Annotated in this window: 10 protein-coding genes and 1 pseudogene; 4 read left to right on the plus strand and 7 right to left on the minus strand. The window is 58.3% G+C overall.

Annotated features, from left to right (window positions below; translation table 11 throughout):
* Positions 1–115: 115 nt before the first annotated feature.
* Positions 116–1,615, plus strand: coding sequence for an ATPase domain-containing protein (locus tag APH41_RS11475; RefSeq protein WP_034127457.1), 1,500 nt, complete (start codon positions 116–118; stop codon positions 1,613–1,615).
* Positions 1,615–3,290, plus strand: a pseudogene (locus APH41_RS11480) (ATP-binding protein). The gene APH41_RS11475 and the pseudogene APH41_RS11480 overlap by 1 nt, the downstream one beginning before the upstream one ends.
* A 63-nt stretch (positions 3,291–3,353) precedes the next feature.
* On the opposite strand, the gene APH41_RS11485 reads toward APH41_RS11480, so the two are convergent.
* The 5 genes from APH41_RS11485 to APH41_RS11505 all read right to left on the minus strand — a co-directional run bounded on the left by APH41_RS11485 (position 3,354) and on the right by APH41_RS11505 (position 9,921).
* Positions 3,354–3,731 carry a response regulator gene (locus tag APH41_RS11485; protein WP_032897270.1) on the minus strand — a complete coding sequence of 126 codons (378 nt, stop codon included), beginning with the start codon at positions 3,729–3,731 and terminating at the stop codon, positions 3,354–3,356.
* Positions 3,732–3,809: 78 nt separating this feature from the next.
* Positions 3,810–5,003 (minus strand): hybrid sensor histidine kinase/response regulator, encoded by a 1,194-nt coding sequence (locus APH41_RS11490; protein ID WP_034127459.1) that lies wholly within the window; start codon positions 5,001–5,003, stop codon positions 3,810–3,812.
* Positions 4,997–5,596 (minus strand): chemotaxis protein CheB, encoded by a 600-nt coding sequence (locus APH41_RS11495; protein ID WP_054919024.1) that lies wholly within the window; start codon positions 5,594–5,596, stop codon positions 4,997–4,999. The genes APH41_RS11490 and APH41_RS11495 overlap by 7 nt, the downstream gene beginning before the upstream one ends.
* Positions 5,593–6,423: a protein-glutamate O-methyltransferase CheR gene (locus tag APH41_RS11500; protein WP_019817062.1), complete on the minus strand. Its 831-nt coding sequence runs from the start codon at positions 6,421–6,423 to the stop codon at positions 5,593–5,595. Before APH41_RS11500 ends, APH41_RS11495 begins: the two co-directional genes overlap by 4 nt.
* Positions 6,424–9,921, minus strand: a complete 3,498-nt coding sequence (locus tag APH41_RS11505; RefSeq protein WP_054919026.1) for a response regulator — start codon at positions 9,919–9,921, stop codon at positions 6,424–6,426.
* A gap of 262 nt (positions 9,922–10,183) precedes the next feature.
* Between APH41_RS11505 and APH41_RS11510 the strand changes: the two genes are divergently transcribed.
* Positions 10,184–10,537: a response regulator gene (locus APH41_RS11510; protein WP_054896520.1), complete on the plus strand. Its 354-nt coding sequence runs from the start codon at positions 10,184–10,186 to the stop codon at positions 10,535–10,537.
* A gap of 114 nt (positions 10,538–10,651) precedes the next feature.
* The gene (locus APH41_RS11515; protein WP_054919028.1) at positions 10,652–12,052 is read left to right on the plus strand and encodes a DUF1254 domain-containing protein; all 1,401 of its coding nucleotides are present in this window, start codon (positions 10,652–10,654) and stop codon (positions 12,050–12,052) included.
* A gap of 55 nt (positions 12,053–12,107) precedes the next feature.
* Here the strand turns inward: APH41_RS11515 and APH41_RS11520 are convergent, their stop codons facing one another.
* Complete coding sequence (locus APH41_RS11520; RefSeq protein WP_054919033.1) at positions 12,108–12,779, minus strand: DUF3313 domain-containing protein; 672 nt, start codon at positions 12,777–12,779, stop codon at positions 12,108–12,110.
* A gap of 114 nt (positions 12,780–12,893) precedes the next feature.
* Complete coding sequence (locus APH41_RS11525) at positions 12,894–14,252, minus strand: M10 family metallopeptidase C-terminal domain-containing protein (protein ID WP_054896523.1); 1,359 nt, start codon at positions 14,250–14,252, stop codon at positions 12,894–12,896.
* Positions 14,253–14,385: the final 133 nt, after the last annotated feature.

Here is a 14,385-nt window from a genome sequence, read left to right on the forward strand (position 1 = left end):
TCTCTTCGTCCAAATCATTCAAAACGTTGAACCGCCAGTGGCCACTACGGTCAAGTGAATATGGCGCGTCCCATTCGGCGTGCCCCTCTACTTGTACGTGACCTGAGGGCACTTCTTGAGTACATCCAAACAGCTGTTGAGTGAAAAGGCGGCCACCGGCGTCGAAGGTCTTGATGACATTCTTGCCGGGGGGCTATCGCGAAGCCACGTGTTTTTGCTCGAAGGCGAACCCGGCACCGGTAAAACCACCGTGGCCCTGCATTTTCTGCGGGCCGGTGCGCAGAACGGCGAACGTTGCTTATATATCACCCTGTCCGAAACCGAGCACGAACTGCGCCAGGGTGCCAAATCCCACGGCTGGGACTTGGATGAGCATATTCATATCTTCGAGCTGACCCCACCGGAAAGCCTGCTCAACGCCGATCACCAGCAAAGTCTGCTGTATTCCTCCGACCTGGAACTGGGTGAAGCCACCCGCCAGATCTTTGAAGTGGTAGAACGGGTCAAGCCGACCCGCGTGGTGGTCGACAGCCTGTCTGAGATCCGCCTTTTGGCGCAAAGCTCCTTGCGCTATCGCCGGCAGATCCTGGCGATCAAGCACTACTTCGTACGCTATGACGCCACCGTACTGCTGCTGGACGACCTGACCACCGAGTCCCTGGATAAAACCGTGCACAGCGTGGCCCACGGCGTGATTCGCCTGGAAGAACTGACCCCCACCTACGGTGCCGAGCGTCGGCGTATCCGCGTAGTGAAATACCGTGGCCAGAAATACCGTGGCGGCTTTCATGATTTCACCATCATGGGCGACGGCATTCACGTGTTCCCGCGCCTGGTAGCGGCCGAGCATCGCGGTGGTTATAACCGTCAAACGTTGAGCAGTGGCATCGAGGAGTTGGACTCTTTGCTCGGCGGTGGTATCGAGACCGGCTCCAGCAGCCTGATTCTCGGCCCGGCGGGCACCGGCAAGTCGCTGATCTCGATGATCTTCGCCGCCGCCGCCGTGGCGCGAGGCGAAAAGGCTGCGCTGTTTATCTTCGATGAAGAACTGGGCCTGCTGTTCGAGCGCATGAAAAACATGGGCATTGATCTCGCCGCGCTACGGGACACCGGCAACCTGCTGATCGAACAGGTAGACGCCGCTGAACTCTCCCCCGGCGAATTTTCGCACCGGGTTCGTCGCTGCGTGGATGAACGCGGCATCAAGACGGTGGTCATCGACAGTATCAACGGCTACCAGGCCGCCATGCCTGAAGAAAACGCGTTGATCCTGCATATGCATGAGCTGTTGCTGTACCTCAACCGCCGCGGTGCCGCGACCTTCATGACGGTGGCCCAGCACGGCCTGGTGGGCGACATGCAGACCCCGGTCGACATCACCTACCTGGCTGACACCGTGATCCTGCTGCGTTACTTCGAGGCTCTGGGCAAAGTTCGCCGGGCCATTTCGATCATCAAGAAAAGGACTGGCTCCCATGAGTCGACTATCCGCGAATATCGCATCGGCAGCCGTGGCATGACCGTGGGTGTTCCCCTGGATAACTTCCAGGGTGTGCTGCGCGGCATTCCAACCTATATGGGCGCCGGCTCCCCTCTGCTCAAGGATGAGGGCTAGTGCCGGCCCTCTCCCCCATCTCCGAGCGCGCCATCGTGCTGGCGCCCATGGGCCGCGATGGTTCATTGGCGCTGATGATGCTTAACGAAGCCGGCTACAGCGGGATCGTCGCCAGCAACCTGGGGCAAGTGTGCGAAGAACTGGCGCAAGGCGCCGGCCTGCTCATCATTGCCGCCGAGGCGCTGCGTGGCGTAGACCTTGAACCACTGCTCGAGCAATTGCACCAGCAGCCGGCGTGGTCCGACCTGCCGATCGTGCTGATGACCCATCATGGCGGCAAAGAGCAGAACGGCTCCACCCGGCTCAGTGGCTTGCTGGGCAACGTGACGTTTCTGGAGCGGCCTTTCCACCCCATTACCCTGATCAGCCTGGTGAGCGCCGCGCCGCGCTGCGCGGTCGGCGTCGCCAATACGAAGCACGGGACCGGTTGATTGACTTGAGCGAGAGTGAACTGCGGCTGCAGCGCACCCTGGAAACGCTTGAACAGCAAGTGGAAGAACGCACGGCTCAACTGCGCCATAACGAAGAGGCTTTGCGCCAGTCGCAGAAAATGGAAGCCGTCGGCCAGTTGACCGGCGGTATCGCCCATGACTTCAACAATATGCTCACGGGCATTATCGGCAGCCTGGAACTGCTGCGCAGGCGGGTATCCCGAGGCAAGCTGGATGACTTGGACAGCCTGATCGACCTGGGTGTGACCTCCGCCAATCGCGCGGCCAGCCTCACACACCGGTTGCTGGCGTTTTCGCGCCGACAATCGCTTGACTCCAAGCCCGTGCAGATCAATCAACTGGTGGCAGCCATGGGCGAGTTGCTGCAACGCAGCATCAACGAAAGCATCAGCCTGGACATGCGTCTGAGCGATGCCCTGTGGACCGCCGAAGCCGACCCGAACCAGCTCGAAAGCGCCTTGCTCAACCTGGTGATCAACGCGCGCGACGCCATGCCCACGGGTGGCACGCTGACCGTGGAGACCACCAATCGCCACCTCGACAGTGTCTTTACCGCCGCCTACGGCACCTTGACCCCGGGCGACTACGTAGAGCTGAGTGTCAGCGACAACGGTTGCGGCATACCGCAACATCTGATGGGCCGCGTGTTCGATCCGTTTTTTACCACCAAACCCATCGGCCAAGGCACCGGTCTTGGGTTGTCGATGATCTACGGCTTCGCTCGTCAGTCTCGTGGGCATGTGACCATCCACAGCGAAGTCAACCAAGGCACGACGGTCAGCCTGTTTCTGCCGCGCTTCATCGGTGAGCCCCAGCCACAGGCGCCGCTCAACCCGACACTGCTGCCGTTTGCCAATGCTGGGGAAACGGTGTTGATTGTCGAGGATGACCCCGCGGTTCGGGTGCTGGTCAGCGCTGTGCTCAAAGAACTGGGGTATGGGTTTATCGAGGCTGGGGATGCGAATACGGCGGTGCCGATCATTGAATCCGAACAGCGCATCGACCTGATGATCAGCGATGTCGGCCTACCCGGTATGAACGGCCGGCAACTGGCGGAAATCGGCCGGCAGATTCGTCCTCAACTCAAGGTATTGTTCATCACCGGCTATGCCGAGCACGCCGCCGTGCGAGGGGGGTTCCTGGATCCTGGCATGCAGTTGATCACCAAGCCGTTTACCTTCGATTTGTTGACCGCCAAGGTCCGAGAAATGATCAGGGCCTAGGGCGGTCACGCCACCTGATAAAAGGAAAACGTCGAGATGCGCAGGGTCTCAAGTTGTGGGGTATTAGGCCAATAAACGCTGGATATGCTCCTGCAGCGTATCCAGATCGAACGGCTTGGCCAGGATCGGCGCATTGCGCGTGATGGGGCTGTGGCAGTCCAGAATTTCCTGCGGGTACCCGCTGATAAAGATCACCTTCAGCTCCGGACGCAATTTGATTGCCGGCTCGGCAATCTGCACGCCCGAGATCCCACCCGGCAGGCGGTAATCGGTGACCATCAAGTCCAGGTGCGGTTTGGTCGCAAGGATTTCGAAGGCCTGCTCCCCGTCGATCGCCTTCAAGACCCGGTAGCCCAAGCCTGCCAGGTACTCGCCCAGCACAAACATAATGGATTCGTCGTCCTCGACGATCAGTACGACATCTTGTGCATCTTCACTCATGGGAAGCCTTTGTCCGGTCAATTGCTGCAGTTACGACCATGGGGTCACGCAGAGGTTGCGTCGGGGTGACGATTGATTTCACTCGGCCACTTCCAAAGGCAGGCATACCCGGAACAGGGCGCCCTCACCTATCTGACTCTCGACCTCAATCGTGCCGCCATGGGCCGCCACGATCTGTTCGGAAATAAACAGGCCCAGGCCCAGGCCGGCTGCGGAATGGTTGGCCGAAACCCGTTCGAACTGTTGGAAAATACGCTTCTGGTTCTCCTCGCTGATACCAATGCCATGGTCGCGTACCTCTACCCGCGCTTCGCCATGCTCGGTATACACCCGCACCTGCACCGGGCTCTTGGCTCCGTAGCGCAGGGCGTTGGTCAGCAGGTTGGTGATCACCTGCTCGATACGGAACTCATCCCAGCAGCCTTGCACGGGGCTTTCGGCCTGCAATTGCATGGACGACTCGGCGGCTGCCACTTGCGGCGCGAAGTTATCCACCAGGTTGCGTACCAGTTGCGCAAGGTCGATGCGTGCCGGGCGAATCGACAGCTTGCCGGTACGGATACGCGACACGTCGAGCATGTCCTCGATCAGGCGGATCAAGCTCTGGATCTGGCGCTCATCGCGGTCAACCATGGCGCGCATCTTGTCCAGGGTAAACGCCGCGGCGTTGTCCCGGGCCAGGTGCATCTTGCGCAGTTGGGTCTCCAGAATCAGCCCGTTGAGGGGCGTACGCACTTCGTGGGCGACAATCGACATGAAGTCGTCACGCATGCGCACCGCCTGTTCCAGCTCGGCCTGGGTGGCCTGCAGGCGCGTGAGCAACAGCTCCTGCTCACGGCGGCTGCGCTCCAGTTCTTCAACTTGCAGCTTCATCGCCTTGCTCTGCCGATACAGGTCGACGAACACATTGACCTTGCTCTTGACCGCATGGATATCCAGCGGCTTGTGCAGGAAGTCCACCGCGCCGCTTTCATAGCCCTTGAAGGCGTAGTTGAGTTCGCGGCCAGCGGCGCTGACGAACACGATGGGGATGTTCTTGGTCTTTTCGGTGCCGCGCATCAGTTCGGCCAGTTCGAAACCGTTCATGCCAGGCATCTGCACGTCGAGGATCGCCATGGCGAATTCATGTTCCAGCAACAGGGACAACGCCTCGTCGGCACTCAATGCCTTGAAGACCTGGCGATCCTCACGCTTGATCAGCGCCTCGAGGGCCAGCAGGTTTTCCGGCAGATCGTCGACGATCAGCAGTTTGGCCTGGACAGTACTTAACATGGGAAGGGTTCCAGGGAAGCCAGCAATGAGCCGATTCGGCTCAAGGAAAGAATATGGTCAGGTGTGTGCAAGGCCAGGGCCGCCAGGGGCATGACGGCAATGCGTGCCTCTTGTGGGTCCTGCACGATGGTAATGCCACCCGATTGCTTGACGTGGGCCCGCCCGCTTGCGCCGTCCTGGTTGGCGCCAGTCAACAAAATGGCGAGCAGGCCCGGCCCATACACATCGGCCGCCGAGGAAAACAGGTAGTCGATGGCGGGTCTGGAATGGTGCACCCGGTCTTCCTGGCTCAGGGACAGGCTGCGGTCCTGCTCTACCGAGAGGTGATAACCGGGCCCGGCAAAGTACAAGGTGCCCGCCTCCAGCGCTTCTTTGTCCCTGGCCTCCTTGACCGGGATGTTCAGGCGCCGGGCAAAGACTTCTGCCAGTTGGCTGCGGCGCTCGTCCGGCAGGTGCAGCACGGCAATGATCGGCAGCGCGAAGGTGCTCGGCAACTGGCCGAAAATACTCAGCAACGCCTCAACGCCGCCGGCGGAAGCGCCGACGACGATGGCTTCGATCCCCGAAATCGGGGTGTCTGGCGCGTCGCTCATGATTTTCGGTAAATCCGTTCCTGCTTGACCAAGGGCTCGAATTGCTTGCTGTAGGCGGAAAAATCCAGGGTTTCCTTGCTGCCCAGCACCAAAAAGCCGCGATGACACAGCGACTCATGAAACAAGCCAAACGCTCGATCTTGCAATTTTTTATTGAAATAAATCAATACGTTACGACATGAAATTAATTGAGTTTCTGAGAATACGCTGTCGGTTGCCAGGCTGTGGTCGGCAAAGGTCACGTTCTCGCGCAATGTCTTGTCGAAGATCGCGTAATCGTAAGCCGCTGTGTAGTAGTCAGCAAATGAACGTTGCCCGCCGGCCTGCTGATAATTGGCGGTGTAGGCGCGCACGTTCTCCAGGGAAAAGATGCCCTGCTTGGCTTTATCCAGCGACGCGGGGTTGATGTCCGTGGCGTAGATGATGGTGCGTTCCAGCAAGCCTTCTTCACGCAGCAGGATGGCCATGGAGTACACCTCCTCGCCCGTGCTGCAGCCGGCAATCCAGATCTTGATCGACGGGTAGGTCTTGAGCAGCGGCACGACTTCCTGGCGAATCGCGAGGAAGTGCGACGGGTCGCGAAACATCTCGCTCACCGGAATGGTCAAGAATTGCAGCAACTGCATGAACGCGGCCGGGTCGTGCAACACGCGCTCTTGCAGTGCGGAAATGGTCGCGCAGTCGAACTGACGCAAGGCATGGGCCACACGGCGTTTGACCGACGCGCCCGAGTAGTCGCGAAAGTCATAGCTGTACTTGAGGTAAATCGCCTCGATCAACAGGCGCAGCTCAATATCGCTGCTCTTATCCAAGAAACACTGCTCCACTTAAATGCGTTCCATCTTCGGTAGCCATACGCGAATCAGTGAGAACAGGCGGTCCAGGTCAATCGGCTTGGCCAGGTAATCGTTTGAGCCTGCTGCCAGGCAACGTTCCTGATCGTCCTTCATGGCCTTGGCCGTCACGGCAATGATTGGCAGTTTTTTCCAGCGTGGGTCCTGGCGGATCAAGGCGGTGGCCTCGTAACCGTCCATCTCCGGCATCATCACGTCCATCAGCACCAGGTCGATATCGTCCACTTCATTGAGCTTGTCGATGGCTTCCTGGCCGTTACGCCCGATCACCACCACAGCGCCTTTGTGCTCCAGGGCGCTGGTCAGGGCGAAGATATTGCGTACGTCATCGTCCACCAGCAGGATCTTGCGCCCCTCGAAGACCTTATCGCGGCTGCGGGCAGTCTTGAGCATCTTCTGGCGGTCATGGGACAACTGGGATTCGACTTTGTGCAGAAACAGCGTGACTTCATCCAGCAGACGCTCAGGCGAGCGCGCACCCTTGATGATGATCGAGCGTGAATACTTGCGCAGTTCGGCCTCTTCATCCCGGGTCAGGTTACGCCCGGTATAGACGATTACTGGCGGGAACGAGCAGATGTCCTCGGTGGCCATACGCTTGAGCAGCTCGTTGCCGAGCATGTCCGGCAGCTTGAGGTCGATGATCATGCAGTCGTAGATAGTGGTGCGCAGCAGGTCGAGGGCCTCCTGGGCGAAGCCTACGGCGGTGATCTCGATGTCATCGTCGCCGATCAGGCGGGCAATGCTGTCGCGCTGCAGGTCGTCGTCTTCCACCAGCAGGATGCGCTTGACCTTCTGGGTCAACTTGGCTTCCAGGCGCGCAAACACGTCCTTGAGCTCTTCGCGGGTAGTGGGCTTGACGGCATAACCGATGGCGCCCATGTGCATGGCGGCTTCGACGCGGTCTTCCACGGAAATCACATGCACGGGGATATGGCGCGTGTTGGCGTGTTCCTTGAGGCGTTGCAGCACGGTCAGCCCGGAATGGTCTGGCAGGCGCATGTCCAGCAGGATCGCGTCGGGGATGTACTGCTCGGCAAGGCTATAGCCCTCGTCGGCACCGTGGGCTACCAGGCAGTGGTAACCCAGTTCGTGAGCGAGGTCGAACAGGATTCGCGCAAAATTCGGCTCGTCTTCCACCACCAGGATGCAGCGGGTGCTGAACGGTGCTTTTTCTCGGTCGTCGGCAAAGCGTGGGATCAGCTTGGCGTCGGCCACCGGCAATGGCGACACCTTGACGGGCGCCGGTGCCGGCGCGACCACCACTTGACGCGGTGGCTCGATCGGCGCTGCGTCCTCGTCGCGTTCGACATACTGTTCAGGCAGTACAAGCGTGAAAATACTGCCTTTGCCCGGTTCGCTGGTCACACTGATATAGCCGCCCAGCAAGGTGGCCAGGTCACGGGAAATCGACAAGCCCAGGCCAGTACCGCCGTAACGGCGATTGGTGGTTCCGTCGGCCTGGCGGAAGGCTTCGAAGATGCTTTCCTGCTGATCCGGGGCGATACCTATGCCGGAATCGCGCACGGTAAAGGCAATGCCCTCCCCCGGCGCGCGTGACACCGACAGGCTGACCTCGCCCTGTTCGGTGAACTTGATGGCGTTGGACAACAGGTTCTTGAGGATCTGCTCCAGGCGTTGGCGATCAGTAAACAGCAGGGTTGGCGAGCCTTGCTGCACGTCCACCTGGAAGCCCAGTTTGCGGTCCATTGCCAGCGGCTCGAACATGCCGCGCAGGCCATCCACCAGGCGTTCGACGCTAGCGTTTTCCGGGCGCACTTCCAGCTTGCCGGCTTCGACCTTGGAAATATCCAGGATGTCGTTGATCAGGTTGAGCAAGTCATTGCCGGCTGAATAGATCGATTCGGCAAACTTGACCTGCTCGGCGCTGAGGTTTTCCTGGGGGTTATCTGCCAGCAGTTTGGCCAGGATCAGCGAGCTGTTCAGCGGTGTGCGCAGCTCGTGAGACATGTTGGCCAGGAATTCGGACTTGTACTTGCTGGAACGCTGCAGCTCATCGGCGCGGTCTTCCAGCTCCAGTTGGGCCTGGTTCAGCTCGATGTTCTTGCGGTCCATGGCGTCGCGCTGTTCGGCCAGGGTCTGGGTCTGTTCGGCGAGTTGCTCGTTGGTCTGCTCCAGCTCAGCCTGCTGGGTTTCCAGGTGGGCCTGGGACTCCTTGAGGATGCGCGACTGTTCTTCCAGCTCTTCGTTGGCGGTCTTGAGCTCTTCCTGCTGTACTTGCAGTTCTTCGTTGAGCTGCTGGGTCTCGGCCAGCACTTCCTGCAAGCGCTGGCGATAGCGCGCGGCTTCGATGGAGGTGCCGATATTGCCGGCGATCAGTTCCAGCAGTTCGATATCACGCTCATCCAGCGGGCGCAGGAAACCCAGCTCGACCACGCCATTGACACGGTCATCATCGCTGGTTGGCACCACCAATACGCTGCGGGCGGCCCCTTCACCGAGGCCGGAACTGACCTTGAAGTAATCCACCGGCACATCGTCCAGGCGAATCAGGCGATCGCGCTGGGCGGCCTGCCCGACGATGCCTTCGTCGCTGTAGATCGACTGTTCCTGTTGTTCCTGCTCGCGGGAGAAGCCATACGTGGCCACACGCTTGAGGCCGCCGTGTTCTTCGCGCACGTACAGCGCCGCGACGGCCGAGCCCATGTACTGGGCGAAGAACTGCAGGATATTGCGTCCCAGCATGTTCAGGGTCAGTTGGCCCAGCACTTGCTCGGCCAGCTCGGTCTGGCCATTGCGCAGCCAGGCGGTTTGCTCCAGGCGCCGTGCAATCTTCTGTTGTGACGCGAGGTTTGCGCTGTAACTCTTTGAAAGTGAAATTAAATTCTTCCTGCCGATGTAGGCCAGAAAACCACTCAGCCCCAGTACAAACGCCAGGTACAACGTGACACTGATCACCGTCGTGCGGGTAACCTCTGCGTTACGGGTGATACGGAACTGTTGTTCCATCGCCACCGCGTCCTCATATTCCTTGCGAATTTCATCGGTGAGCCGCTTGCCCCGGCCCGCCTTGACCGCGCCCCGGTAATCACCGCTGTTGCGCTGCAGCTCAATCATCGACTGTGCGTAGTTGTTCCATTCGGTTTGCAAGGTTTCCAAGCGCTTGAGTCGGTCGACCTGCTGCGGGTTGTCGGCCACAAGATCCTGCAAATTGCGCAGGTCGGCAATGATCCGCGGCTTGGCCACTTCGTACGGATCAAGGAAGTGCTCGTCACCGGTGATCAGGAACCCGCGCATACCCGTTTCCAGGTCAACCGTCAGTTTGGACGTCTCATTGAGGTTGTTAATGACGCGGTCGGTGTGCTCCACCCACTGGATCACCGAGAGCAAATAGGTAATCAGGCAGACGAAAAACACCGCGCTGAGCACGCCCACGCCCAAGGGCAGGGCCACGTTACGGCTCAGCAAGGTACGAAAGCTTTTTTCATCGACGGACGACGCGGGTGTCATGGGCATGCCTTGGCCAAATGCGGGAAAACCGCAAGTTTGCCCGAATAACGTCGCTCAACGCTATGTTTGTGCGTTGATTGGCAGCGGATGCGGTCTAGCTCATGGCGCCTGCACCTTGGTGAGTCAGCACGCAAGCGGACGGGACTTTTTGCGCCGCTAAGGTCACAATGCCAGCAATTGCTTCGGAACTTGCTGGCATTGTTATTACTCACAATCTAGTTGCCTTTAAGCCCAGCGCTCTCACTGTTCAGGAAAGTCCACTATGTCTCACACCTCCACCATCCTTGTAGTCGAAGACGACGCCATCGTGCGCATGCTGATCGTCGATGTCCTCGAAGAGTTGGAGTTCACGGTGCTCGAAGCCGCGGATGCTGGGGAAGCACTGGCGCTAGTGCAAAATACCGACAAGATCATCGACCTGATGATGACCGACGTTGGCCTGCCCGACATGGACGGCAAACAACTGGCGAACAAAGTCCGCGAACTGCGCGCGACCCTGCCTATCCTGTTTGCCAGCGGCTATGCCGAAAACATTGATGTACCCGAGGGTATGGAGGTGATTGGCAAGCCGTTTTCGATCGATCAGTTGCGTGACAAAGTCAAATCCATGCTCTAACGCCCCTTCCCCATGGTCCTTTGCAGAGATTAACGTGACGACCGGCCAATAAAACAGGAAACTCAGCGCCTTCACGCCACGCTCTCAGATAGCACTCAGGAAGGACGCAACAACATGATTGGAAAACCGACGCGCCTGCTGTTGGCGAGCCTCTCGATACTCATGAGCTCCGGCGCCTGGGCTGACTTCACCGCAAGCCCCAGCGAAGCCAGGGCCATTGCCAAGGAAGCCTACTTGTACGGCTTCCCGGTGGTGCAGATGTACAAGACGCTCTACACCCAGGCCGTTGATAAAGGCGGTGCCCACTTCAAGGCGCCGTTCAACCGTATCGAAAACAGCGCCCAGGTGCTCACCCCCAAGGACAACGCAGTTACCACCCCGAACGTCGACACGCCGTACTCGTTCGTGTGGATGGACCTGCGCAAAGAGCCGCTGGTGCTGACCCTGCCCAAGATTGAAGACAACCGCTATTACTCGGTGCAGTTGATCGACCTCTATACGCAGAATTTCGCCTACCTGGGCACCCGCAGTACCGGCAATAACGGCGGGCACTACATGATCGCCGGGCCAGACTGGAAAGGTCAGCAGCCGGTGGACATCGACCGTGTGGTCTACAGCGAAAGCAACATCGCTTACGCGCTTTACCGCACGCAACTGTTTGATGACAAAGACCTGGGCAAGGTCAAGCAGATCCAGAGCGGCTACAAGGTGCAGGCGCTGAGCAGTTATGTGAAGCAACCCGCCCCCGCCAACGTGCCGAAGATCCAATGGCCCAAGCCGATGGCGACCATGACCGAAGGCCCGCAGCTGTTTCGCTACCTGAACTTCATGCTGGCCTTCGCCGCGTCCCAGGACAATGAAAAAGATCTGCTGGCGCGCTTTGCCAGGATCGGTATTGCCCCGGGCGCGCCGTTCAAAGTCAACCAGTTGAACGCCGAGCAGCGCAAGGCCCTGGAAGACGGCATCGCCGATGGCCGCGCTGAATTCGCCGCATTCAAGAAGGCCAAGGTCGACACCCACCAAGTAACCGGCGCAGACCTGTACGGCAGCCGCGACCACCTGCAAAACAACTACCTGTACCGCTACGCCGGTGCCGAGCTGGGGATGTTCGGCAACTCCAGTGATGAAGCCGCGCACTTGAGCTACGTCATCGACAGCGAAGGCAAGCCGGCCAATGGTGCACGCCACAGCTATACCGTGCATTTTGCCAAGGACCAGTTGCCGCCGGCTGATGCGTTCTGGTCGCTGACGATGTACGACGCCAAGACCAAATTGCTGGTGCCGAATCACAAGAAGCGCTACCTGATCAACTCGCAGATGCTACCGACCCTCAAGCTCGATGCCGATGGTGGCTTGACCCTGGCATTGCAACACCACGAGCCACCCAAGGCTGAGCAGAGCAACTGGTTGCCGGCCCCACCCGGCCCGTTTTACGCGGTCTTGCGCATTTACCTGCCCAAGCCTGAAGTCGCTAGCGGCCAGTGGAAGGTACCAGCGTTGACGCCGCTAAAATAATCTTTGCGAAATAAAAAAAGCGTGGCGGGTGATGACCCGCCGCGCTTTTTTTGGCTCAGTGTTTTTTCAGTTTCACGTAGGACTGGTGCAGGTCCGACGCCCAACCGTCGATAACGCTTTTCACATCGTCGGCCTTCATCACTTGGGAGTCATTAGCCAGCGGCTTGCCGGTACCTTTGCGCACCACTTGGGCCAGCACTTTATGAGTGGCGCCATCGAGGAACTGCGCCTCGGTGCCCAGGGTGGTCTCCTGGTCGCGAATGCCAGTGCCCGTGCTCACTGCCGCGGCCACCAGGGCGACGGGAATAAACTCATATGGCTTGAGACTCTCGGTCTTGCTGCTCACGGCGGTAATCGCCGCTCTCACAACAATCACCCCTGGGCCTGGGGCATTGGCCACGGGCAGTGACTGACCCAGCTCGCGCTTGAGCGCCTGGTTGTAATAGTCATTGATGCCCCGCAACGTGCTCTCGGGAATTCGGGAAGTGGCCTGGGGCTTGGGGTAAAACTGGGTAGGCTCGATGTAGACCGCGGTGTAGTGGCTCAGGTCCAGCTGTGGATCAACCCAGCGCATCACCTCGGCCCCCGACGGTGACTTGGCTTCCTTGAGCTGGCTGTAGTTGGAAAGGAACCCTGAATATTCATTCGGTTGCACCACTTTGCTGGCGCAACCAACCAAACCGAGCGAGGCGACGCACACTGTGCCGATTATTAGCCTTAGCTTCATTAGTGAACTCCCTGGCGACCATCATCGTAAGAATGAGCTATAGGTATAGCCAATACTTGGGCAGCACACCTGATTTCGCTCGGCGCCAGCCAGTACATGCGTTAAACATTCAGGTCAGAAGCGGAAATCGGAATCCGCGATTCGCCCATATATGTTCACCATGAAGTCTTCTTTTTTGTCGCCATCGAAATCGAAACGCAAAAAGGTGAGATTATGGCTGCGATAATATTCGTGGGTGAAGGTGAGTCGAGGGTGGGCTGCGCGCAGGGCTGAAATATCCAATTTATCCTTGCCGCTGACGAAATCCATTATTACGGTGTTTGCGAAGCTGGCAGATGAGTCGTTCGCGCCGATAACGAAGGTATTTTTACCCGGCCCGCCTGTCAGCCGGTTAAAACCCGAGTTCGCCTTGACATAAAGAATGTCATCGCCCTCGCCGCCCTCCAGTTCGTTACCGACGTCATTGCCAATTAAAATGTCATTGCCCGCACCGCCAATAGCCCGTTCGATGGTGACGCCATTGGCGATCGAAACGTTGCCTAGGCCTCCCCCAACATTAGAGAAGCTGCCCGATTTCAAGTTGAGAACCTGATCTTGCCTGAAGGCGGAGAAATCGAAGGTGTCATTACCATCGGCGTCCCACACGCAAAACACCGGCAAGTCGTCGCTCGACTGCAGTTTGAATACGTCACGATCGGCATTGGAGTTAAAGCCATACGTCGTATCCCCGGTCCGCGTTTGGAGGTTCGCACCAAATTTATCTTGCGTGACTGCAATATCATCCATCATCAGCGCACTTGAATACTGAGTCTTATCACCATGGAACTTATTAAAGCGATGGTCTGAGCGGGTTTCCAGAAAAGGACTCCTTACCGTGTAAGCCGACGTATTTTCCGCGTAGTTGCTTCTCGATACTGCAGACGCTGGGTCAGGAAGACCTAATTTAAAGGCCACAGCCTTTGCAATGATGTGACGCCCAAAACTATTGGGTTTTACCAGCTCATCGGCATGGCGCTGGTTCAGCGATACCTGCACCTTGCCGGGCTCGTCATCGGACACGGGCGTATACCAGGGGGCCTGCCACTTGAAGCTACCGCCATCAACCTTGATCTGCATATGATGGGATTGTGCATTGACAGACTCTTTGAACCGAATATTTGCAGTATCGCTGAAATTATTCAGGGTCTCACGGATCACGCCTTTTTGTGCTTCTGTGAACTGGCTGGTCGTGCCCCCCGTTTCGGGACGATTGGCGAACTCATACGTCACCTCCGCAGGGTCCCCGGAACCCAGTGAACCGGCAAATCCGGCTGCACCTTTTGACCCTTTTAATACTTGGTCCATGGACAATGAAACTTGGCGATGTTTAATCTTATCGCCGCGGTCGTCAGCATGAGCAATTTCAACGACAGTCCTGTGTGCAACGCTGGTGGCGCATGCTCTTGCCAACGCAATGTTCGGATCAATATTCATGAGGTAGTCCTATGGGAACTTGGCATTTGTCTACTCGCCTGACGGCAGGCCGGCGACCTGCGTATCAGTGGTATTCCTACGCAAAACAGTTCCAAAAACTCACCTGGCAGCCGACGCCTATCTACCTCATGCT

This window comes from Pseudomonas sp. NBRC 111138, from assembly GCF_001320835.1.
Taxonomy (GTDB): Bacteria; Pseudomonadota; Gammaproteobacteria; order Pseudomonadales; family Pseudomonadaceae; genus Aquipseudomonas; species Aquipseudomonas paracarnis.